This window comes from Amycolatopsis sp. NPDC101161 (assembly GCF_044768185.1).
In the GTDB taxonomy this organism is placed as follows: Bacteria; Actinomycetota; Actinomycetes; order Mycobacteriales; family Pseudonocardiaceae; genus Amycolatopsis.
Map to the genome: position 1 here is coordinate 244890 of NZ_JBIWPI010000002.1, position 21239 is coordinate 266128.

The following is a 21239-nucleotide window of genomic DNA, read 5'->3' on the forward strand; positions in this document are numbered from 1 at the left end:
CGGCTTCTCCCGTTCGGCTGCTCGTGAGCCAGCACATCCAGACGATCACCCTAGCGGCACTGGCGGCGGCGGCCTACGGCCGCGAAACCGGTCCCACGGAGGTAGCGTTTTATAGCACTCCGGTGTGACACCGGACGGGTAACGGTTCGGGTCGTGACCGTGCCGGAACCGGACGATCCCGCCCTATGCTCCGCGCATGTCGGAGACGCAGGGGGGCGGCGAAGGGTTTCCGCCGGTCCCACCACCCCAGCCCCAGCCCTACGGCCAGTTCCCGGCCGCCCCGCCGTACGCCTACCAGCCCGCCCGGCCCGAGCGGCCGGCCACCGTCCGGCTGGCCGCGTTCGCCTGGTGGGGCGCGGTCTTGTGCTGGTTCCTCGGCGCGCTGCTCAGCCAGCTCCTGGGCGGCCACGTCGCGGGGAGCTTCCGGTTCACCTCGTCGCGGTCGGTCCGGCTCGACGACGGCACCGTGCTCACCCAGTCGACGCAGAGCCTGCTCCCCACCCCGGTCGCGGCGGTCGCGTTCCTGATCCTCGGCGGGCTGTGGGCACTGCTGGTGTACGGCGTGTTCCGCGGCGCCAACTGGGCACGCATCCTGCTGGCCGTGCTCGGCGCGCTGGGCATCGCCAACGTGTCGCTCCAGCTGATCGCGGCGCTGGACGCGCCCGGGCAGAACACCGGCGACATCCTGCAGGTGCTGTTCTTCATCGGCGTGCTGGTCCTGTCGATCTTCGGCTACGTCCGGATGTTCCGGGCCGAGGCTTCGCCGTACTTCGTCAGGCGCCGCTGAGCCGGGCGGCGAGGAACTCCTGCTCGACGGCGTTCTCGCTCAACGCGAGCGCGGCGCGGTAGGCGTCGGCCGCTTCGGCGTCGCGGCCGAGGCGGTGCAGCAGATCCGCTTTGGTGGCGGGCAGGTAGCGGTACCCGGCGAGGCGGCCGTCGGCCTCCAGCCGGGCGATCTCGGCGAGGGCGGCCTCGGGTCCGGCCACCACGGCGAGGGCGACCGCGCGGTTGAGCGCCACCACGGGCGAGGGCCACAGGCGCAGCAGCACGTCGTAGAGGGTCAGGATCTGCGGCCAGTCGGTTTCGCCGTAGCTCGGCGCCTGGGCGTGCAGGGCCGCGATCGCGGCCTGGACGCCGAAGCGCCCCGGCGGGCCGTTTTCGAGCGCTTCGACGACGAGCCGGTCGGCTTCGGCGATCATCGCGGTGTCCCAGCGCGTGCGGTCCTGGTCTTCCAGCCGCAGAAGGCGCCCGGCGGCGTCGGTCCGGGTGGCCCGGCGGGCCTGCTGGACGAGCAGGAGCGCGAGCAGGCCGGCGACCTCGGTGTCGGCGGGCAGCAGGGCACGCAGCATCCGCGCCAGGTCCAGCGCGCGGCCGGTCAGCTCGTCGCGGACGAGGTCGTCCCCCGACGGCGCGGTGTGGCCCGCCGCGTAGAGCAGGTGCAGCACGGTCAGCACGACGGACACGCGCGCGGGCAGGTCTTCGGCCGCGGGCACGGCGTACGGGATGCTCGCGGCGGCGATCTTCTTCTTGGCGCGGGTGAGCCGGGCGGCCATCGTCGGCTCCGGCACCAGGAAGGCGTGCGCGATGTCGGCCGTCGCCACGCCGCAGACCAGCCGCAGCGTCAACGCGATCTGGGCCTCCTGCGCGAGTGCCGGGTGGCAGCAGGTGAAGACGAGCCGGAGCCGGTCGTCGGGAATCGGCCCGGCGGGCTCCGGCGGCTCGGCGACGTCGGGTTCGACGAGCAGCGGCAGCTTGCGCCGCAGCACTTCCCGGTGCCGGACGCCGTTGAGCGCGGTCCGGCGCGCGACCGTGGTCAGCCACGCGCCGGGCCGGTCCGGGATGCCGTCGGCCGCCCAGCGCTTCAGCGCCTGGAGGTAGGCGTCCTGGACGGCTTCTTCGGCCTCGTCGAGGTCGCGGGTGACGCGCACCGTCGCGGCGAGCACGTATGCCCACTCGCGACGGTGCGCTTCGGCGACGGCGTCGGCGACCGGGGTCAGTCCGCCACGACCTGGAAGCCGACGAGCGGCCGGACCTCGACGCCGCCCTCGACGACCGGCGTCAGCTTCGCGCAGGCGAGGGCGTGGTCGAGGTCGCGGGCCTCCAGCACGTACACGCCCGCGAGCACCTCCTTGGTCTCCACGAACGGCCCGTCGGTGACGAGGTCGCCGCGGAGGGCGGTGGCCGTCTCGTTCGGCTGCAGGGCGAGGCCCGCGGTCACCTTCCCGCCCTTCGAGGCGATCAGGTCCGGCAGTCCCAGGTGCCGGTCCATGATCTCCTTCGGCAGGTCTTCGGCGGGCACCCGCTCGTAGATCAGCACCGCGTACTGCGCCATGTCCGTTCCTCCTGGTCGTCGGTCCTTTCCTACTCCGTCACGCGGGGAACGGCGAAATCGACAGCGTGAACGCGTTGCCTTCCCCCTGGACCAGAGAGCTGAGGTACGCGGTGAAGGCGCCGCAGCCGGTCAGCGCCGGGATCGTGTACGTGCCCGCCACCGGGCCGCCCGCCGCCGGGGTGAAGCCGGTGCCGGACCGCAGGTCGACCGGGATCGACGCGCTCGCCCGGCAGCCCGCGTCCGCGACCGGCAGCCCGAACAAGGTCACCTGCGGCAGGGACAGCGCCAGCTTCGCGTGCGCGACGAAGCCGTCACCCGTGATTTCTCCGGTCTGCGGGCCATCCGGGCTGAACAGCAGGTCGGCTGTCCCGGGGACGAACCCGAAGACCTTGAACTCCGCCCGCGTCCGGTCGAACGCCGGGCTGAATCCCGTGAAAGATCCGGTGACCGGCGCGGTCGCCCCCAGTGCCTTGAGGGTCGTCGTCCCCGTGACGCGGTAGTCGCGGGACGCCGGGGTACCCAGGTCGAAGCTGAGCAGCACCGGGTCCTGCCCCGCGTCGAGCGTGCAGTCCGAGGTGAACGAACCGAGCCCGGTGAACGAGCCGTCGGCCTTCTTCGGGGTGAGCCGCGCGCTGAACCCGCCGATCGTCAGCGCCGTCTTCCCCGCGTTCGGCAGTTGCACCGGCGGGACCGAGCCGGACGCGTTGGTGGTGAACGGCCCCGACGCCGGCACCGCCGTCTTCGCCACGGTGAGCGGCAGGGCCAGGGGCAGCGTCAGCGGGCCGTTGGTCAGCGTCACCCCTGCGGACGCCGTCCCTTCGATGCTCGCCGCGCCGACCAGGGCCAGGCCGCGCGTGGACTTGTCCGGCACGGTCACCGCCACCGCGAGGTCCGCCGTCGTGAACGTGCCGCCGGGCGCGGCCGGCACCTCGAACGCCGCCTTGACCTCCACGGCCAGCTTCTGCAGCCCGATCAAGGGGAACGGGCAGGTGAAGCTCAGCTCCTTGTCGACCGGGGTCGACGCCGACGCGGGCGTGGCGACGGCGAGGGCGAGCACGCAGGCGGCGAGCAACGACCGGGCGATCCGCACGGGCGCTCCCCTTTCTCGAGACGTGGCACCGGCCCCCGCCGCGGCGCGGCGGGGGCCGGCAGATCGGGTCACTTCTTGGCGAGCACGAGGTTCAGCGTGTTGCCGTCACTCTTGGCGAACGCGCTGATGATGTCGTTGAACGGGCCGCAGTTCTGCAGCGCGGACAGCGAGTAGGTGCCCGACAGCTTGCCGCCCTTGAGCAGGTCGAAGTCGGGACCGGTGGTCATCTCGCTCGTCGACGAGGTGGTCGTGCCGCACTTCGGGTCGGTGCTGATCGGGATGCCGAACAGGTTGACCGTGGTGAGGAACGTGTCGAACTTGATGTGCGCCTTGAAGCCGGTGCCCACCAGCTCACCGGTCTGCGGGCCGTTCTGCACGACCTTGACGTCCGAGCTGCCCTGGAGGAAGCCGAACAGCTTGAAGTCGGTGTGCGTCGGGTTCAGCTGCAGGCTGCCGGTGAACTTCTTCGCCGCCAGGTCGACGTCGGCGTCGAACGAGCCCGTGATCGGCGCGGTGCTGCCGAGGGACTTCAGCGCCGTCTGGCCGGTGATGCCGAAGGAGTACTTGATGCCCCCGCCCGGCGGGGTCGTGGTGGGCGGGGTGGTCACCGGCGGCGTGGTGGTCGGGGGTGTCGTCACCGGCGGGGTGGTCGTGGGGGGCGGGGTCGTCGTCCCGCCACCGTTGATGGTGATGGTGGCCAGCGTGTTGTTCTGGCCGGCGTCCTGCGTGCAAGGCGCGTCGATCGTGCCGTCCGGCGTGATGCCGGTGACCGAGCCGTCCGCCTTGCGCGGGGTGACCTTGAGGTTCAGGTCGCCGACGGTGATCTTCGCCTGGCCGGCCTGGGTGAACGTCAGCGACGGCGTCTTGCCCGCCGCGTTGATGTTCATCTCCCCCGAGGCCGGGATGTTCGTCTTGTCCAGCGTGATCGGGACGCTGACCGGCAGGTTGAGGCTCGGCGCCGCGACGGTCGCGGCGGCGGTGGCGGTGCCCTCGAGCGTCGTGGCCCCGATCAGGCTCAGGCCGGAGACGGTGTCCGCGTTGATCGTGGACACGGCCTTGATGTCGAACGCGCCGGTCGGCTGGCCGGTGTTCACCGTGGTCGGCAGGTCGGTGTTGATCACCACCTTCAGCGACTGGGACCCCACCAGCGGGAACGTGCAGTGGTAGTTCAGCGTCAGCGAAATCGGGTCGGCGGCACTGGCCTGCGCCCCGACGACCAGCGCGGTGGCGACGAGCCCCACCGCGCCCACGGCCGCGGCGGCCGCGACCGTCTTCTTCTTGCCTCTTGGGTGACTCACGATGGTCCTTCCGTGTATCAACAGTGATACGAAACGGCCCGCGCTATTCGAGAATCGCGACCGGACCGTAAGCTAACGAGCGCAGAGGGCGCCGATCAAGGGCTTTCGGTGAAAAGGCCACACGGGCACCGCAAATTGTCACCCCGGCACGTCACCCGGCTCGGGTTCCTAGCAGGCCGGGGAAGGTTTCCCCAGCACAGAGGCATCGACGAAGCGCTGACGCGCGTGACAAACACGGTCCGCGAAATGTTGACGCACGTGCCAATCGGCCATTCCCGCCTTGCTCGCCCGCAACCGCGCCGCGTAGCTTCGAAACCCATGAAAAGAATGCACAGCGCGGTGCTCGCAATGGCGGCGGCCGCGCTTATGTCGTGCTCCGCGTGCGGGTCGGACGCCCCGGCCGACCCCGGCCGGCACGCCGATCCCGCGGCGCTCGCCTGGGTCGACAAGGTGTGCACCGGCGTGGCCTCGGGTTCGGCGAAGCTTTCACAGCCGCCGGCCGTCGACGACGCCGACCCGGTGAAGACCCGGGACGCCATGGTCGACTTCCTGGGCCGCCTCGGTTCCGCCCTCGACGACATGGCGGGCGGCCTGCGCACCGCCGGCGTCCCGCCTGTCCCGGATGGACAGTCCGCTGTGGACAAAGCGACCGGCAACCTCACCGAGACGAAGACCAAGCTCGCCGAGACGAAGTCCAAGATGGAGCAGGCGAAGGTGACCGACCAGCCCAGTCTGCGCAAGGTCATCTCCGACGCCGACGCGACCATGGGCCAGCTCGCCGACCCGGAGGGCCCGATCAAGGACCTCAAGGCGAACCCCGAGCTGAACCTGGCCTTCAGCGAGTCCGCGACCTGCAAGCGCGTCTACGGGACGGGCTCGTGACCGGCCGCCGCGTGCTCGCCGCCTTCGCGGCGCTGGTGTTCGCCACCGCGCTCGCGCCCGCGGCGTCGGCGGCCCCGGAACCGGGTCCCGCCGACGACTCGTTCTACACGCCGCCGTCGCCGCTGCCCGCGGGAAAGCCGGGGGACGTCATCCGCTGGCGGCCGTCGAACGCGGGCCCGCGCAAGGCGTCCGTCGACGCGTGGCAGGTGATGTACCTGTCCACGAACGCGCTCGGGCAGCCCGACGCCGTCACCGGCACCGTGCTCGTGCCGAAGAACGCCGACCGCGCGACCGCGCCGATCGTCTCGTTCGACCCCGGCACGCACGGGCCGGCGTTCGGCTGCACGCCGTCGAAGATGATCGACATCGGCGCGTTCTACGAGCAGCCCGGCCTCGACGACCTCCTGGACGCGGGGTACGCCGTCGCCGTCCCGGACTACGAGGGCTACCAGAGCACGCCGAAGACGACGTACGTCGTGGGCCGGTCCGAGGGCCCGGCGGTGATCGACGGCGTCCGCGCGGCTCAGCGGCTCCCCGCGGCGGGGCTGTCCCCGGCGGCGAAGGTCGTCTTCCGCGGCTACTCCCAGGGCGGCGGCGCAGCGGCGTGGGCGGGCGAGCTGCAACCGGCGTACGCGCCGGAGCTGAACCTCGTCGGGATCGCGGCCGGCGGGGTGCCGGCCGACCTCGTCCAGGTGACGCTGCAGCTCGACGGCAAGTTCGGCTTCGGCGTGTTCGCCTACGCCCTGCTCGGCCTCGACCAGGCCTACCCCGAGCTGCAGCTCGACTCGTTCCTCAGCGACAACGGCCGCGCGAAGCTGGCCGAAATGAAGCAGAGCGCGTGCACGTTCGAGCTGCTCACGACGTACGCGAACCAGAAGATCGCGGACTACACGACCGGCCCGGGCTACATCAAGCCCGCGTGGGTCGCGCGGCTGAACGAGAACAAGCTCGGCGGCAGCCCGCCGAAGGTCCCGGTGTTCCAGTACCACGGCACCGCCGACCAGCTGGTGCAGTTCGCGCAAGCCGACGCGCTGCACAAGGCGTACTGCGCGGCCGGGGTGGCGGTGACGTGGAAGACCTACGACACCGACCACATCACGCTGGTCTACACCGGCAACGCCGACGTGCTGGCGTTCGTCAAGGACCGGATCGCCGGGAAGCCGCCGACACCGAACTGCTGATCAGCGGTTCGGCCGGCCGTGCGGGTGCTGCTGCCACGAGCTGATCACCGAGCTCACGTACTGCTGCCACTGGTCTTCGGCCGGCGGCGCCGTCGTCGAGGGGCGCGCGGGCTTGCGCCCCGCGGCGGCCGGCGGGTCCGTGGTCCGGACCGGCGAGTGGTGCACCTCCGCGGTGAGCGGGGGCGCCTGGGCCGTGGCACTCATCGTCTCCACCGCGTCGCTCGAGGTCGGCGGCGCGGCGGAGGCGGTCGCGCCCGGCGGCGGCGTGGCCGTCCCGCCGACCTGCTGCGGCTGGAACAGCACCACGGCGGCCAGCCCGAGCGCGACGGCGGCGCCCGCGGCGAGGACGTACGGCTTCGTGCGGCGGGACTCGGCGGGCGGCGCTTCGAGCGGACGCTCGTCCTCGGGCTCCGGGGCCGCGAGCTCGGCGTCGAGGATGGCCAGCGGATCGGGCTTCGGCTCGGGCGCGGGTTCTTCCCCGGTGAGCATCGCGTCGAGGTCACCGCGGATCATCAGCGGTTTCGTCTGCGAGAGGTTCACCAGCTCGGCGACCGAGGGGATGTCACCCTCACCGCCCGTGCGTGCCATCGAAAGACCTCCACCCTGTCGGCGTCACCTGGAGGAACCATGCCCGAGCCGCGAGAGCTGCTCCGCTTCGCCGTCGTCGGCCTGGCCGCGTACGGGGTCACCCTACTGGGCGACTACAGCCTGAAGCTCACCGTGTTCCGGGAGAAGCCGGTGACGGCGCTTTTCTTCGCGACGGTGGCCTCCACGGCGTTCGCGTACCTGCTGTCCCGCCGCTGGTCGTTCGCCGGCCGCGGCGGCCACCACCGCGTACGCGAGGCGACGCTGTTCTTCGTGGTCAACGCGGGTGCGGTGGCGGTGAACCTGGTGCCGCCGCTGGTGTCGCGGTACGTCCTGCACCTGGCCGTCCCGCACGTCGGCTTCGTGGCGCAGGAGGTCGCGGACTTCGTGTCGGGGATGGTGCTCGGGACGCTGTCCGGGACGGCGTTCCGCTGGTTCGGTTACCGGCGGTGGGTGTTCCCGCGGTCGGCACCCCCGGTCGGGATCGCCCGGCCGGGTGGTCTGCCGCAGCTGGTCGTGAGTGAGAAACAGGGTTAGCACGCTGTTCCTCACTCACGACCGGCCGGCAGCGCCCGTTCCGCCAGCAGCGCCAGCTCCAGCCGCAGCCGCTCCCCCGGGTCGTCCAGCCGCGCCCCGAACAGCTCGCTCAGCTTCTTCAACCGCGCCCGGACCGTCTGCGGGTGCAGCTCCAGCAGCCTCCCCAGCTCGGGCGCGCTCCCGCGGGTCTGGACCAACGCCAGCAGCGTCTCGGCCAGCTGCTCCCGCCGCCGCTCCGACAGCTCCGCCAACGGCGCCAGCGTCGTCGAGGCCAGCTGGGACACCAGGAACTCATCGGCCAGCAGCAGCAACGTCGTCAGGTGGTCGCGGCACCACACCACCGGCCCCGGGGCGTCCAGCAGCCCGCGCGCCGACAGCTCCAGCGCCCGGCGGGCCACCCGGAACGACTCGGGCGCCGCCGCCGGGGGCACCAGCGGCCCGACCGCCGCCGTCCAGCCGGCCGGCAACCCGGCCAGCCCGGCCAGATCCGTGTCCGGGGCGGGGGTCAGCGCCGCCGGCGGGTCGCCCGACGGGTCGGCCGGGACGTGTTCCGGCAGCAGGCCCGGCGGGAACTCCGGCGCGCCCGGCAGCGCGCGGAACGCCACCGCCGCCACGGCCGACGGCACCGGCAGCCCCGACGCCGCGACCAGACCGTCCACTTCGGCCGGTGTGCGGCCGCCGAGCAGCGCGTGCAGCAGGCGGCGGTGCCGCTCGCCCGTGCCGGACATCGCCGCTTCCGCCGCGCGGTAGCCCTCGGCGACCGCCGCCATCGACGTCTCGACGTCGGCGAACATGCCCTCGGCCGCGCCGTACAGGACGTCGGCCGACAGGCCGGCTTCCCGGGCGATGTCGGCGATCCAGCGCCACGTCACCCGGCTCGACACGCGCACGGCCGCCTGCACGGACTCGAGGCTCAGGCCATTGTGGAACGCCGCCCGCCCGTGCGCGCGGAACTCGGCGAGCCGGTCGGCCTGCCACAGCGCGGGCGTGCCGACGCGGTCGATGTCCCGCTCGATCCCGCGCCGCGCCTGCTCGATCGCCGCGACACGCTCGGGTCCCCGGCCGAAAACCCCGGAATATTCCGGAACTTCGGCGGCGATGCCGTCGATGCAGGCCCGCGCGATCTCCGGGATCCGCGGGCGCACGGCGTCACCGAGCTCGTGGGGCAGCCGGGCCCACACCGAGCCGTCCGACGCAGGAGAACCGCGCATGGGGAATTCGGTCCTCCACCGGATTAATCGACACTCGGAAATAGCCCCCACCATCTGACACGGAGCGTAGGACGCCCACCCGTCCGTGTCAAAAGGACGTCATCCCGTCACCCTTTCCGGGAACACCTCGTTGATTTTTCAGTGACACAACCGTCGGATACGCTCTGCTCCGCCCGGAGCGACTCTAAGGGGGATCGGTGGTCGAGTACCGCAGCTTCAGCCTGCTGGCCTCGCTGCCGCGCGCGCTGGGCGCGGGCCTGCGCCCGCACGTCGGCCGCGCCGCGGCCGCGATGATCCAGGAGGTCCAGCGCACGGTCCCGGCCTACGGCCAGCCGCTCAAGGGCGTCTTCGGGAAAGTGCTGGTCAAGAGCGTCCAGTACGCCGTGCAGCACTGCGTCGACTCGATGGGCGAACCGGACCTCGCCCACGACCACTGGATCGACTTCTACCGCGGCCGCGGCCGCATCGAGTTCACCGAGGGCCGCAGCCTCGACGCGCTGCAGGACAGCGCCACCATCGGGGCCCGGGTGGCCTGGCGGGCGATGCACCCCGGCGTCGTCGCCGCGGGGGTCGACCCGGCCGTCATCTCGGTCGCCGCGGAGGCCATCTTCGCCTACGTCGACGAGCTCTGCGCCACCGCGATCGAGGGCTACCAGCGCGCGCAGACCGAGGCCGAGGGCGCCGTCCCGATCCGGCGCCGGCGCCTGCTGGAGCTGATCGTGCAAGCCCCGGAAGGCGCGGCGAGCAGCATCGCCGAGCTGGCCGGGGGCGCCGGCTGGCCACTGCCCGAGACCGCCGCGATGGTCGCCCTCGAACGCGGTCCCGACGCCGCCGGCTTCCCCGCCGACCTGCTCGGCGACGGGGTCCTGGCCGACCTCGACGGCCCCGAGCCGCACCTGCTGACCCGCGACCCGGACGCGGACCTCGCGCCGCTGGAGGCCAAGCTCGACGGCTGGCGGGCCGCGGTGTCGCCCACCGTCCCGCTCGCCGACGCCCCCGCCGCGCTGCGCACCGCCCGCCGGGCACTGCTGCTGTCCGGGCCCGACGTGCCCGGCCCGATCATCTGGTGCCGCGACCACCTGGCCACGCTCTGGCTGCTCGCGGAGGACTTCCTGGCCGCCGAGCTGGCCCGCCAGAGCCTCGACCCGTTCGCCTCGCTGAGCGAGAAGCAGCGCGAACGGCTCGGTGAGACCCTGCTGGCCTGGCTGGAGACGCGCGGCGGGGCCCCGGAGATCGCGCAGCGCCTCGGCGTCCACCCGCAGACCGTGCGCAACCGGCTGCGGCAGCTGGAGGAGCTGTTCGGCGACCGGCTCAAGGACGCCGACGACCGCCTCGGCATGCAGCTGGCGCTGCGGGCTCAGCGGCTCATGCGCGCGCACCGGCCGGACGGTGAGCGGGAGCGCTGAGGGCGCGGTCGAGGGCGCGCACCGGCTGGGGCAGCACGCGCCGCCACGGGCGCCGCACCGGCCGCGGCGGGCGGGGCTCTCGCGAATAGGGGTGGAAACTCGCGCGGCACGACATCAGCGCGTCCGGTGCGTCATTGCGACCATGCCTTCGAGGAATACGCGGATACTGACGGAATGTCGATACGCATTACCGGGTGAACCGGGAAACCCGCACCCGCGACCGCCTTTCGGCGGCCGTTCTTGTCACGCGCGCCCGCATTCCCGGGAAGTGGCGTTCGACACATCCGGTGCGAGTAGTCGGATGCCCTATTTTCGGGTTCGCGAGAAAGGGCGCCGATGACACTCGAGACGCACATCCTGACCCTCCACGGCCGTCGCATCCGGCTGCACGAGCACCTGCCCGCTTCGGGTGCGCGTGAAGAAGCGATCGTGCTGCTGCACGGGATCGCGGGCAGCGCCGAGACGTGGACACCGGTACTCGAGCGATGCGGATCGCTCGAGTACCGCGTGCTGGCGCCCGACCTGCCCGGGCACGGGGAATCCGAGGCACCGCGCGCGGACTACGGTCTCGGCGCGCTGGCGAGCACCGTGCGGGACGTGCTGGCGGTGTCGGGCGTGCGGCACGCGACCGTCGTCGGCCATTCGCTCGGTGGCGGCGTCGCGCTGCAGTTCGCCTACCAGTTCCCGGAAATGTGCGACCGGCTCGTCCTGGTCGGCAGCGCCGGGCTCGGCGCGGAGGTGAGCCCGGTGCTGCGCGCCACGGCATTGCCGGGCGCGCGAGTGGTCGTGGCTTGTGCGGTGAACCGGGTGACGCTCGCGATCGCGCGCGTCGCGGCCCGGCTCGGGCGCCGGCTGGGTGGATCGTTGAAAACTGAAACACGTGAGCTGGCAAGGCATTTCGGCTCGCTCGCCGACCCGGCCCGGCGGCGGGCGTTCTTCGCCATCGCGCGCGGCCTGATCGACCTGCGCGGCCAGCGCGCGAGCGCGCTGGAGAAGCTCTACCTGGCGGAAGGCGTGCCGGTGCTGCTGGTCTGGGGCGGACGCGACCCGCTCATCCCCGTCGCGCACGGGCGCCGGGCGGCCGAGCTGCTGCCGAACAGCCGCTTGACCGTGCGAGAAAACATGAAACACTTTCCGCACGTGTCCGATCCGGACGGCTTCTGCCTGCTCCTACGCGAGTTCGTCGCGGAGACCGAACCCGCGAGGCTCACGCTCGACGACGTCGTCGCGCGCCTGACAGCCGGGTCGTGAACCCCCGCGGAAAAGTTGTCACCCGCGCACCATCCGCCCGAAGCGGAAGTGTCACCTCGCCTCGCGCCGTTCCACCCGTTCGGGTGTAGTCCGGACGGGTTACCGCAAAGTCAGCGGAGAACCCGTTGACACTGCGGTTCGCGCGAAATTATGTTGCCTGAGCCACAAAATCCGGACCGGCTTCGACGACGAAGAGGCTGGTTTTGTTGCCAGCAAGGATAAAACACATGACCGACGTGGACACCGGGTTCGCCGCCCCCGCCCTGCGCGCGGGACGGCCCAACCCCGGAGAACGCCCTTCCGGACCGGCCTACCGGCACCAGTCCGTGTCGGCCGACCGGCCCCGGCCCGCCTACCCGCCCACTCCCCGCAGCCCGGCGGAACCCCGGCCCGTGCGCGCTTCCGGCGCCATCGGGCTGTGGGCGTCGCTGCCCCGTGAGCTGGCGATCCGCTTCAAGCCGCGGGTCGACCCGCTGGCCCGCGCCATCCTGCAGGAGGTCCAGCGGGCGGTGCCCGAGTACCGCCAGCCCCTCGAAGGCGCGTTCGGGCACATCATCACGCAGGGTGTCCGGCAGGCGATCATCCAGTGCCTCGACAGTGTCGGCACCCCCGGTGCCGTGCCGCTCGAGACGTGGACGACCGTGTTCCGCAACCTCGGCAAGATCGAGTTCAACGAGGGCCGCAGCCTCGACTGCCTCCAAACGGCCTACCGGGTCGGCGGCCGCGTGGCGTGGCGGCACATCTCGGAGTTCGGGCAGGCCGCCGGCGTCGCCGCGGACACGCTCTGCACCTCCGCCGAGGCCATCTTCGCCTACGTCGACGAGATCTCCGCGCTCTCGATCGAGGGCTACACGGCGGCGCAGACCCGCGCGGCCGGCACCCAGGCGCGGCGCCGGAGACGGTTGCTCGAACTGCTGCTCGCCGACCCGCCGTCGGCACCGCAGACCATCAGCGCGCAGGCCGCGACCGCGCACTGGACGCTGCCGGCCGAGGTCACGGTCGTCGCGCTCGAACCGCGTGCCGACCAGCACAGCCTCGCCGCGCCGGACCTGCACACCGACGTCCTCGTCGACCTCGAGGGCGGCGAGCCGTGCCTGGTCACCGGCGACCCGGAGAAGCACCTGAAGAACCTCGGCGAGCGGTTGAGCGGCTGGCGCGCGGTGATCGGCCCGACCGTGCGGCTCACCGACGCGCCGCGGTCGCTGCTGTGGGCGCGCCGGACGCTGAAGCTCGTGCAACGCGGGGTGCTGCCGGACGCGCCGGTCACCCGCTGCACCGACCACCTGTCCACGCTGTGGCTGCTCGCCGACGAGTTCCTGGTCCGCGAGCTGTGTTCGCGCAGCCTGGAGCCGTTCAAGGACCTCACCCCGAAGCAGCGGGCGCGCCTCGGCGAGACGCTGCTGATCTGGCTGCAGTCCCGCGGCAGCGCGCCGGAGATCGCGAAGAAGCTCAAGGTGCACCCGCAGACCGTCCGGTACCGCATGCACCAGCTCATCGACCTGTTCGGCGACCGGCTCAACAACGCCGACGACCGGCTCGACATGGAGATCGCGCTGCGGGCGGAGGCCCTCCTCGGCTCCTGACGCTTCAACGCTCTGCCACCCCGAAGAAGTGGTGAGGTACCCGTGACGGGACCGTCCGGCGAAACGACTTTCGGGCCGATGCTCGGTGGTGACGGCCGGCCCGGGCAGCTGTGGGCGATGCTCCCCCGCGAGCTGGCCGCGGTGTTCCGGCCGCGCCTGCTCGACGTCGCCGACGAGGTGCTGCGCGAGATCCAGCGGACCATCCCGGACTACGCGCGGCCGCTCGACGGCGCCTTCGGCAAGGCGCTGCGGGCGGGCGTGCAGGCGGCGATCCTGCAGTTCATCGACCGGATCGCCGCGTCCGGGCCGATCCCGGACTCGCGGCGGAAGGTGTTCGTCGGGCTCGGTGTGCACGAGCTCGCGCAGGGCCGCAACCTCGACGTCCTGCAGGCGGCCTACCGGGTCGGCGCGCGCGTCACGTGGCGGCGGATGGCCGAGGTGGGGACGCGGGCGGGCGTGCCGTCGGCGACGCTGTGCCTGCTCGCCGAGGCGATCTTCGCCTACATCGACGAGCTGTCGGCGTTGTCGATCGAAGGGCACGCGGCCGCGCAGGCCCGCGCCGCCGGCGCGCTGGAACGACGGCGTCGCCGCCTGCTGGACCTGCTGCTGGCGGACCCGCCGTCGCCGTCGCGGACGGTCCAGGAAGCGGCGACGGCGGCGGACTGGCCGTTGCCGCACCGGCTGGTCGCGGTGGCCCTGGACGGGCCCGCCGACGTCGCGGGACTGGGCGCGCTGGAGGACTTCGAGGACGGGACCCCGCGGCTGCTGCTGCCGGCCCCGACGGATCGCGCCGCGTTGACGGCCGCGTTGGCGGGCCACCGGGCCGCGGTCGGCCCGCCGGTGCCCCCGCGGCAGGCCGGCCGCTCGCTGGCGACGGCGCAGGAGGCGTTGCGCCTGGTCCCCGACGTCCTGCCGGACGAGCCGCTGACCTGGTGCGAAGACCACCTGGCGACGCTGTGGCTGCGCAAGGAGCCGTTCCTGGCGACGGAGGTGTCCCGCCGCCGGCTGGCGCCGCTGACGGCGTTGAACCCGAAGCAGTACAACCGGCTGGCGGGGACGCTGCTGGCGTGGCTGGAGACGTGCGGCAACGTCCGCGAGGTGGCCGACCGGCTGGCGATCCACCCGCAGACGGTCCGCGCCCGGGCGCAGGAACTGGAGGCGCTGTTCGCCGACCACCTGCGGGATCCGGACGACCGCTTCGAGATGATCCTCGCCCTGCGCGCGACCCTGACCTAGACCGGCGTGAGCTGTGGGGTCGGTGGTGATTGCAGAAGTGCAGCCATCCCGGTAGCACCGCCCGACGCCGGCTCTCGGACGGGTAAAGCCGGCTTAGGCCCTCACCGGGTCACCTCAGCTCGGGACAACCTCCCCGGACATCACACCTAGACCGGCGTGGTGCCCGGGCTGGTGCGGCCGCCCAGTTCGGCGGCGAGGTGGCTGACGTGCGGTGGCTCCAGCATCGACCGGTGGTCCCCCGGCACGACCTCGACGTGCAGGTCCGCGCAGCACGCCACCCAGCCGGGCACGGTCGCGCCGCCCGCCGCGTACAACACGACCCGGCCCGCGTACGGCTCGGCGTCGAGCGGCGCTTCGGCGTCGAACAGCACCACGACGTCGACCCGCTCGCCCAGCGCGGTCAGCCGCCGCGCGAGCTCGAAGGCCAGCACCCCGCCGGCCGCCCAGCCACCCAGCCGATACGGTCCGGCCGGTCGCACCTCCCGCAGCCGCCGCACGCCCGAGTCCACATCGGACACTTCGAGGACGTGGCACGGCACGCCTTCGAGGCAGTCGAGCAGCGGCCGGTACACCCCGGGTTCGCCGAACAGCACCAGCGGCACGCCCGCGCGCCGGACTCGCACGGGCAAGGCCGTGCCCGTCACATAGCCGGCGAGGTCGTCGAGACGCGCCCCGCCCAGCAGGAGCGGCACCGGCAGCGCGACACCGAACTCCCGCTCGACCGCGGCCCGCGCGCGCATCGCCGTCAGGGAGTCCAGGCCCAGCTCGACCAGCGGCACGTCCGGAGCCGCCGCGCGGCCGAGCAGCCCGGCGACGATGTCCGCCAGCCGATCGCGCGGGGTGGCGACCGCGGGGACGCCGACCGGGAAGTACGGCCGCCGGGCGAAGTCGCGGTTCGCGTCGGGCCGCGCGATCCCGACCGACGGCCGGTCGGCCGCGAGCACGGCCGGCAGGACTTCGACGGCCTCCGGCAGCGCGCCCCAGTGCACCGTCGTCGCGGGCAGGCCGCGTGAGCGGCGCCAGGTCGCGAACGCGTCCAGCCACGCGTCCGCCGTCGCGTTGGCCGTCTCGCCGGGCGCGCCGAACAGCGCCGCCGTCGACGCGTACGTCAGCCACCAGTCCGGCGGCGTGCCGGCGGTCGCTTCGTGCAGGCGTCGCGCCCCGATGACCTTGGCGCGCCACACGGCCGCGACGTCGTCGCCGGCGACGCTCGCCGCGTGCACGATTCCCCTCAGCCGCAAGCCATCCGCCGTGGCCGCGGTGACGAGCCGTTCCGCGACGCCGGGTGCCGCGATGTCGCCGTCGACGACCACGACGTCCACGCCGGGGAGATCGATCCCTTCGAGTCCACAGAGGACTATGCGGGTCGCGCCGTTGCCCGCCAGCCAGTGGGCGGTGGCCAGGCTCAGCGGGCCCCCGCCGGTGACGACGTAGGCGCCCGGCCCGGTCGACCCGCCGTCGACGAGCGGGACGCGGGTCAGCCTCGCCGCGTACCGGACGTCGTGGCGCCAGCGCACGTCGTCGTCGGGCGCGTCCGAACGCAGCTCGCGGGCGAGAACGTCCACATCGGACCGGGTGTCGCAGTCGACGAGCGTCGCCCGCAGTTCCGGCCGCTCGAAGGCGAGTACCCGCACGAGCCCGCGCAGGAACGCCAGCCCCGGCTCGCCGCTCGACTGCGTGACGAGGTGGAACCGGACATCCGGCCCGAGGCGGGCGATCACCGAACGGACGGTGCGCAGCAGGTCCCGAGCGTCCTCAGGGTCGTGGTAGGCGTGCGGGGCGCCGGCGAGGAAGACGACGCCGCGGACCGGACGCTCGGCCAGGAAGCCCGGCAGCTCGTCGAGGTCGTCCTGCGGCAGCGAAAGCGCTTCGTCGCCGGCCGCGGCCAACGCGAGGGCGAGCGCGACGGCCCGGCCCAGCGCGGCCGGGTGCTCGTCGGTCAGCAGCAGCCACGAACCCGGCTCGCCCGGACCGGTCAACGGCACCTCCGGCCACGTCGTCCCGAAGGCGCGGGCGGTGAGCGGCACGTCGCCGGGTGCCCGGAAGCGGACGTCGGCGAAGTCGGCGACGACTTCGCCGTCCCGCGTGACGAGCTGGACCGTTCCGGCGCCGTCGGTCCGCACCCGCGCGCCCCGGCTCGCGTCGCCGAGCAGCCGGACCCGGCCGAACGCGGCCGGTTCGCCCGCTTCGAGGCAAGCATCGGCCAGGATCGGGTGCAGTGCATATCCTTTCGGCACGGACGGCAGTTCTCTGTCCACTTCGGACAGCACTTGCGGCGGCGCCTCGGCGTCGGGTGAAACCCACGCCGTCGCGTGCCGTACCCAGCCCGCGCCCGCTTTCGCCCGCACCACGGCGGTGCCGTCGACGCGGATTTCCGTGCTGAGCAACGTTTCTCCGGTCATCGCGAGCAGCCGGTGGACTTCGAGGCCGTCGACGCGGACGCGGTCGGTGCCGAACAGCTCGCGCGCGCCCGCCAGGAACAGCTCCAGGAACCCGGTTGCCGGGAACGCCGGGACGTCGTGCACCCGGTGTTCGCCGAGCCAGGCGGGCGCGTCCGGGGCGATCGCCGCCTGCCAGAGGTGCCGGTCCTCGCCCGGCACTTCGACGCGGGCGCCGAGCAGCGGATGGTTCTCGGCGCGCCGGGGCAGGCCGAACGGCCGGTGGTCCCACGGGGGCGGGGGCAGGTCGAGCACGGGCGCCTCCGGGTACCGGCGGTCGAGCACGGCCGGGTGGCCGGCGGTGTGGAGTTCGGCGAGGGAGCGGGCGAAAGCGTTTTCTTCACCGTCGCGACGGCTCAGGCTGGCCAGCGTCCGGACGCCGGCGGCGGTCTGTTCGACGGCGGGCAAGGCGATCGGGTGCGGCGAGATCTCGACGAACCAGCGGTGCCCGTCGGCGACGGCGGCGGCGACCGCCTGGGTGAACCGGACGGGCCGCCGGAGGGTGGCTGCCCAGTGGTCGACGTCGTAGGATGGGTCGTCGAGGGCGCTCGAATAGCACGTCGTCGCGGGCGGCCGCGGGCGTAAATCCCTTATCGCGGCACGAAAGCGCTCGAGCACCGGCTCGACGGCGACCGTGTGCCCGGTTCCCTCGATGCGTCGCGCCAGCCGGCCGAGTCCGTCCACATGCGACAGGAGGGCGGCGATGCGTTCGGGGCTGCCGGCGACGGTGCACTGCGTCGGCGACGCGTACTCGACGACGGTGAGGCCTGGCTCGACCACCTCGTCGGCGGGCAGCTCGACGACGGCCATCGCGCTCGGCGGCAGCTCCGCGAGGAGGTTGGCCGCGGTGACGACGATGTCAAGGCCGTCGCCGACGTCCAGCGCCCCGGCGACGACGGCCGCCGCGACTTCACCGGTCGAGTGGCCGAGGACGGCGGCGGGCTCGACGCCGTGGGCGCGCCACCAGCCGGCGAGGGCGACCTGCGTGCCGAACACCAGCGGCGCCACCACGACGGGGTCGCCGAGGGGCCGGCGCAGCGCGCCGCGCAGCGAGAACCCGGCTTTGGCGAGGAAGACGGGCTCCAGCGCGGCGACGGCGGCCCGGAACTCCGGCTCGGCACCGAGCATGCGCCGTCCCATGGCCGGCCATTGCGAGCCGGGGCCCGAGAAGACGAAGACCGGCCGCGGGAAGTCGCGCCCGGCCGTGTCGCGCACGACATCGGCGGTGGTCCGCCCCTCGGAGAGAGCCCGCAGCCCGGCGACGAGGGCCTCGCGAGAGGAGGTGACCACGGCAGCCCGCAGCGGCAGGTGCTCCCGGCGCCGGGCGAGACTGCCGGCAAGATCCCCGGGCGCGATCCCCCGGCCGGGCCCGCCGAGCCAGTCGGCCAGCTCCCCGGCCCGGCGACGCAGGGAGGGTTCGGAGTGGGCGGAGAGGGCGAAGACCTGAGGCCGTCCACTCCAGCGCGAACTCGGCGCGGCGGGGGTTAGGGGTTTCGGCCATTCTTCGAGAACGAGGTGAGCGCCGGAGCGACCGAACGCCGAGACGCCGGCGCGGGCGGTCCCGCCGTAGCGCGGCCAGTCGGCCGGTTGGGTCACGGGGGAAAGGCGAGACGGATTGGGGTGCGGGCTGGGCGGTGCCGCATCGGACCGCGGCGCCGGGTCGGCTCGTGAGATCCCCGGCGAAGTCCGGTCCACCGACTCATCTATACCGGACAACCGAACCGAGCTCGGCGGAATCCGGTTGTGCCAAAGAGCGAGCACCACCTTGATCAACCCGAGGATCCCCTCCGCAGCATCCAGCTCACCGAACCCCGCCATCGGCGAACCGAACAACAGCGGCCGCCGGCGGTCGCGATTTCGGCCCAGCACCGCCTCCAGCGCCCCGATCTCCGCCGGTGACCCCAACGTCTCGCAATAGTCCACAGTGGCCGGATCCGAACCCGCCACCGCGTGCGCGTCGGCCAATACTTGCTCGTGCGCCGAAAAACCCGCACGCCCCACCGAACCGACCGCGCTGCCGCGGATCACCGCCAAGACACGATCTCCGTCGCGGCGGGCGTCGGCCAGGCGCTTCAATACCACCACCCCGGCAGCCTGCTCATGCACCCCCGCGGCGACCATCACGTCAGCCTCGCCCGCCGCCAGGGCGCGGACCGCGTGGTGGACCGCCGCCAGTGAGGCCGACCCCTCGGCGACCACCGCCAGGCTCGGCCCGCGCAAGTCGAACCAGTCCGATACCCCGCTCGCGATCGCCGACGTCCCCGCCGAAACCCCGGCGAACACTCCCGTGCGGCTGCCGCGCAGCGTGCCCGGGGCGATGCCCGCGTGCTCGAACGCCGCCCACGTCGTCTCCAGCAACACGCGCTCTCGCGGGTCCATCTCCGCCGCTTCGGCCACGCCAATGCCGAAGAACGCCGCGTCGAACCCGGACACAGACGCGCCACGCGAGGCGCCGGACCGCAGTGCGCGCCACAGCACGTCGGGCGAGTCGATGCCGGGCAGGCGGCAGCCGATGCCGAGCACCGCGATCGGCTCACCCGCCCGGGGCCGCGGCCGGGCGTCGCGGTCGGCGAGGGCCGCCGCCAGCGCCGCGATCGACGGGTACCGCCCCAGCAAGCCGACGTCGGGCTCGCGGCCGAGCAGCTCCCCGAGTTCGGCCGCGACCGTCGCCGCGTCCCGTGAGGACAGTCCCAGCTCGGCCAGCGGGGCCCCGGCGTCGACCAGCTCCGGCGCGAGACCCGCGAGACCGGCGATCCGCTCGGTCAGCCACCGCCGCAGCTCGTCCGGGTCGCTCACCGCAGCCCACCGAGAGACCGCACGACGACCCTGCGCGGCGTCAGCCCGTGCTCCGCCGAAAGCGCGGCTCGCACGGCCCGCTCGACCTCGCCGCGCGGCGGGAGGGCTCCTGGCCGCAGCTCGACGACGACCACCGCTTGCTCCCCGCCGAACGCGGCCGCCTCGTGCACCGCCGGGTGCGCCGCCTTCGCCGTCACCTGGAGGTCCTGAGAGTCGTGGCCGGCAGCGATTCGGCCGGTCACCGACAGCGCGCCGGCCCCGTCCAGGAACCCGAGGTCCCCGGTCCGCAGCCACCACCGGGGCTCGTCGTCATCGGCGAGGAAGGCGCAGAACACGCGCGCCGACTCCGCCGGCCGGTTCCAGTAGCCGCGGCCGACGTTGGGCCCGCTCACCCAGATCTCGCCGGCCTCTCCTGTGGGCCACCGCCGTCCGCCGGGACCGACGATCGCGATCCGCTGCCCGGCCGGCTCTCCCTCGACGGTCACCACGGCCGTCGCTTCGGCCACGACGTGACACACCCGCAGCGCGCCCGGGGCGAAGGCCTCCTGGAGCCGCCCCAGGTCCGGATCGGTGGCGCTCACCAACGTTCCGGCGTCCGGCGGAGGACGAAAACCGGACCGGTCGACGAGCACCACCGGCCGCCCCGTGGTGATCGGCACGGCGACGGCGAGCAGCAACCCGAGCGGGTCACTCGGCGGCCGCCAGGTCACGATCGTCCGCCCCGGCAGCACGGCGGCCGCCTGCCGCGCGTTGGCCACCACGTTCGCGTGCGTGACCATCACCCCCGCCGGGTATTGCAAGTAGGCCACGTCCCCGGCCGCCACCGGAGCCTCGGTGAATTCACGCGTTTCTTCGACGATATCGACGGCGAGCACCCGGTGCCCGCACGTGTCCGAAGCAGACAGGAAACGCCGGGTGGCGGCCACGGTGTCCGCCGTCGCCAGCACGATCGACGGTTCGGCGTCGGTGACGGCCGCCCGGTTCCCCGGGGCCAGGGGGATCGCGACGAGGCCGGCCCGCAGCGCGCCGAGGAACGCGACGATGTGGTCCACGGGCCGGGCGATGAGAATCGCCGCCCGCTGTCCCGGCTCGGTGACCTGGCACAACGCCGTCGCGACCGCCGTCACGCGGCGGTCCAGCGCCGCCCACGTCAACGTGGTCGCGAGCCACGTCAGCGCCGGCTCGTCGCCCGCCACCGCGGCCCGGCCGGCCAGCAGGGTGGGCAACGTGGGCGCGGCGCCCGAGGCGAAGCGGCCACCGAAGACCCGTTCAGAACTCGTGAGCATGGATTCCTCGCGCATTTCTCGCGGCGGATCGGTGATTCACCGTATTTCCCGCGTTGAATCCGTGTCAACGAACCGGGAATGCGCGGAAATACTTTGTCATTCCGTTCACTGCGACGCGGGCAACGCC

General features: G+C 73.1%; 16 protein-coding genes. 8 read left to right on the plus strand and 8 right to left on the minus strand.

Features of this window, described 5'->3' with window-relative positions:
• Positions 1-196 precede the first annotated feature (196 nt).
• Entirely contained in the window at positions 197-787 is a 591-nt protein-coding gene (locus ACIRSS_RS12170) for a hypothetical protein (RefSeq protein WP_400893887.1), read from the plus strand.
• Here ACIRSS_RS12170 and ACIRSS_RS12175 read toward each other — a convergent pair.
• The 4 genes from ACIRSS_RS12175 to ACIRSS_RS12190 all read right to left on the minus strand — a co-directional run bounded on the left by ACIRSS_RS12175 (position 774) and on the right by ACIRSS_RS12190 (position 4720).
• Positions 774-1943: an RNA polymerase sigma factor gene (locus ACIRSS_RS12175; protein ID WP_400893889.1), complete on the minus strand. Its 1170-nt coding sequence runs from the start codon at positions 1941-1943 to the stop codon at positions 774-776. The genes ACIRSS_RS12170 and ACIRSS_RS12175 overlap by 14 nt on opposite strands.
• 50 nt (positions 1944-1993) lie before the next feature.
• Positions 1994-2332, minus strand: coding sequence for a YciI family protein (locus tag ACIRSS_RS12180; protein WP_400893891.1), 339 nt, complete (start codon positions 2330-2332; stop codon positions 1994-1996).
• A gap of 37 nt (positions 2333-2369) precedes the next feature.
• Positions 2370-3422, minus strand: coding sequence for a DUF6801 domain-containing protein (locus ACIRSS_RS12185; RefSeq protein ID WP_400893893.1), 1053 nt, complete (start codon positions 3420-3422; stop codon positions 2370-2372).
• A gap of 68 nt (positions 3423-3490) precedes the next feature.
• Positions 3491-4720: a DUF6801 domain-containing protein gene (locus ACIRSS_RS12190; protein WP_400893895.1), complete on the minus strand. Its 1230-nt coding sequence runs from the start codon at positions 4718-4720 to the stop codon at positions 3491-3493.
• A gap of 318 nt (positions 4721-5038) precedes the next feature.
• Here ACIRSS_RS12190 and ACIRSS_RS12195 point away from each other — a divergent pair, with 318 nt between their 5' ends.
• Positions 5039-5602: a hypothetical protein gene (locus tag ACIRSS_RS12195; protein WP_400893897.1), complete on the plus strand. Its 564-nt coding sequence runs from the start codon at positions 5039-5041 to the stop codon at positions 5600-5602.
• Positions 5599-6783, plus strand: a complete 1185-nt coding sequence (locus tag ACIRSS_RS12200) for a lipase family protein (RefSeq protein WP_400893899.1) — start codon at positions 5599-5601, stop codon at positions 6781-6783. Before ACIRSS_RS12195 ends, ACIRSS_RS12200 begins: the two co-directional genes overlap by 4 nt.
• Here ACIRSS_RS12200 and ACIRSS_RS12205 read toward each other — a convergent pair whose 3' ends face one another.
• Positions 6784-7371, minus strand: coding sequence for a hypothetical protein (locus tag ACIRSS_RS12205; protein WP_400893901.1), 588 nt, complete (start codon positions 7369-7371; stop codon positions 6784-6786).
• Positions 7372-7410: 39 nt separating this feature from the next.
• Between ACIRSS_RS12205 and ACIRSS_RS12210 the strand changes: the two genes are divergently transcribed.
• A complete protein-coding gene (locus ACIRSS_RS12210; protein WP_400893903.1) occupies positions 7411-7905 on the plus strand; it encodes a GtrA family protein in 495 nt (164 codons plus the stop codon).
• 11 nt (positions 7906-7916) lie between these two features.
• On the opposite strand, the gene ACIRSS_RS12215 is transcribed toward ACIRSS_RS12210, so the two are convergent.
• Entirely contained in the window at positions 7917-9116 is a 1200-nt protein-coding gene (locus ACIRSS_RS12215; protein ID WP_400893905.1) for a helix-turn-helix domain-containing protein, read from the minus strand.
• 197 nt (positions 9117-9313) lie between these two features.
• Here ACIRSS_RS12215 and ACIRSS_RS12220 point away from each other — a divergent pair, with 197 nt between their 5' ends.
• From ACIRSS_RS12220 to ACIRSS_RS12235, 4 genes are all read left to right on the plus strand, one after another.
• Complete coding sequence (locus tag ACIRSS_RS12220) at positions 9314-10522, plus strand: PucR family transcriptional regulator (RefSeq protein ID WP_400893907.1); 1209 nt, start codon at positions 9314-9316, stop codon at positions 10520-10522.
• 336 nt (positions 10523-10858) lie between these two features.
• Positions 10859-11773, plus strand: coding sequence for an alpha/beta fold hydrolase (locus tag ACIRSS_RS12225; RefSeq protein ID WP_400893909.1), 915 nt, complete (start codon positions 10859-10861; stop codon positions 11771-11773).
• Between the two features lie 392 nt (positions 11774-12165).
• Positions 12166-13356 (plus strand): helix-turn-helix domain-containing protein, encoded by a 1191-nt coding sequence (locus tag ACIRSS_RS12230; RefSeq protein ID WP_400897422.1) that lies wholly within the window; start codon positions 12166-12168, stop codon positions 13354-13356.
• Between the two features lie 42 nt (positions 13357-13398).
• On the plus strand, positions 13399-14592 hold the full coding sequence (locus tag ACIRSS_RS12235; protein ID WP_400893911.1) for a PucR family transcriptional regulator: 1194 nt from the start codon (positions 13399-13401) through the stop codon (positions 14590-14592).
• Positions 14593-14738: 146 nt separating this feature from the next.
• On the opposite strand, the gene ACIRSS_RS12240 is transcribed toward ACIRSS_RS12235, so the two are convergent.
• The gene (locus tag ACIRSS_RS12240; protein ID WP_400893913.1) at positions 14739-19826 is read right to left on the minus strand and encodes an acyltransferase domain-containing protein; all 5088 of its coding nucleotides are present in this window, start codon (positions 19824-19826) and stop codon (positions 14739-14741) included.
• Positions 19823-21112, minus strand: a complete 1290-nt coding sequence (locus tag ACIRSS_RS12245; protein ID WP_400893915.1) for an AMP-binding protein — start codon at positions 21110-21112, stop codon at positions 19823-19825. Before ACIRSS_RS12245 ends, ACIRSS_RS12240 begins: the two co-directional genes overlap by 4 nt.
• Between the last annotated feature and the right edge of the window lie 127 nt (positions 21113-21239).

Coding starts and splice junctions, on each gene's coding strand:
- ACIRSS_RS12170 (WP_400893887.1), top strand. CDS start 197: ATGTCGGAGACGCAGGGGGGCGGCGAAGGGTTTCCGCCGGTCCCACCA.
- ACIRSS_RS12210 (WP_400893903.1), top strand. CDS start 7,411: ATGCCCGAGCCGCGAGAGCTGCTCCGCTTCGCCGTCGTCGGCCTGGCC.
- ACIRSS_RS12195 (WP_400893897.1), top strand. CDS start 5,039: ATGAAAAGAATGCACAGCGCGGTGCTCGCAATGGCGGCGGCCGCGCTT.
- ACIRSS_RS12225 (WP_400893909.1), top strand. CDS start 10,859: ATGACACTCGAGACGCACATCCTGACCCTCCACGGCCGTCGCATCCGG.
- ACIRSS_RS12205 (WP_400893901.1), bottom strand. CDS start 7,371: ATGGCACGCACGGGCGGTGAGGGTGACATCCCCTCGGTCGCCGAGCTG.
- ACIRSS_RS12215 (WP_400893905.1), bottom strand. CDS start 9,116: ATGCGCGGTTCTCCTGCGTCGGACGGCTCGGTGTGGGCCCGGCTGCCC.
- ACIRSS_RS12245 (WP_400893915.1), bottom strand. CDS start 21,112: ATGCTCACGAGTTCTGAACGGGTCTTCGGTGGCCGCTTCGCCTCGGGC.
- ACIRSS_RS12180 (WP_400893891.1), bottom strand. CDS start 2,332: ATGGCGCAGTACGCGGTGCTGATCTACGAGCGGGTGCCCGCCGAAGAC.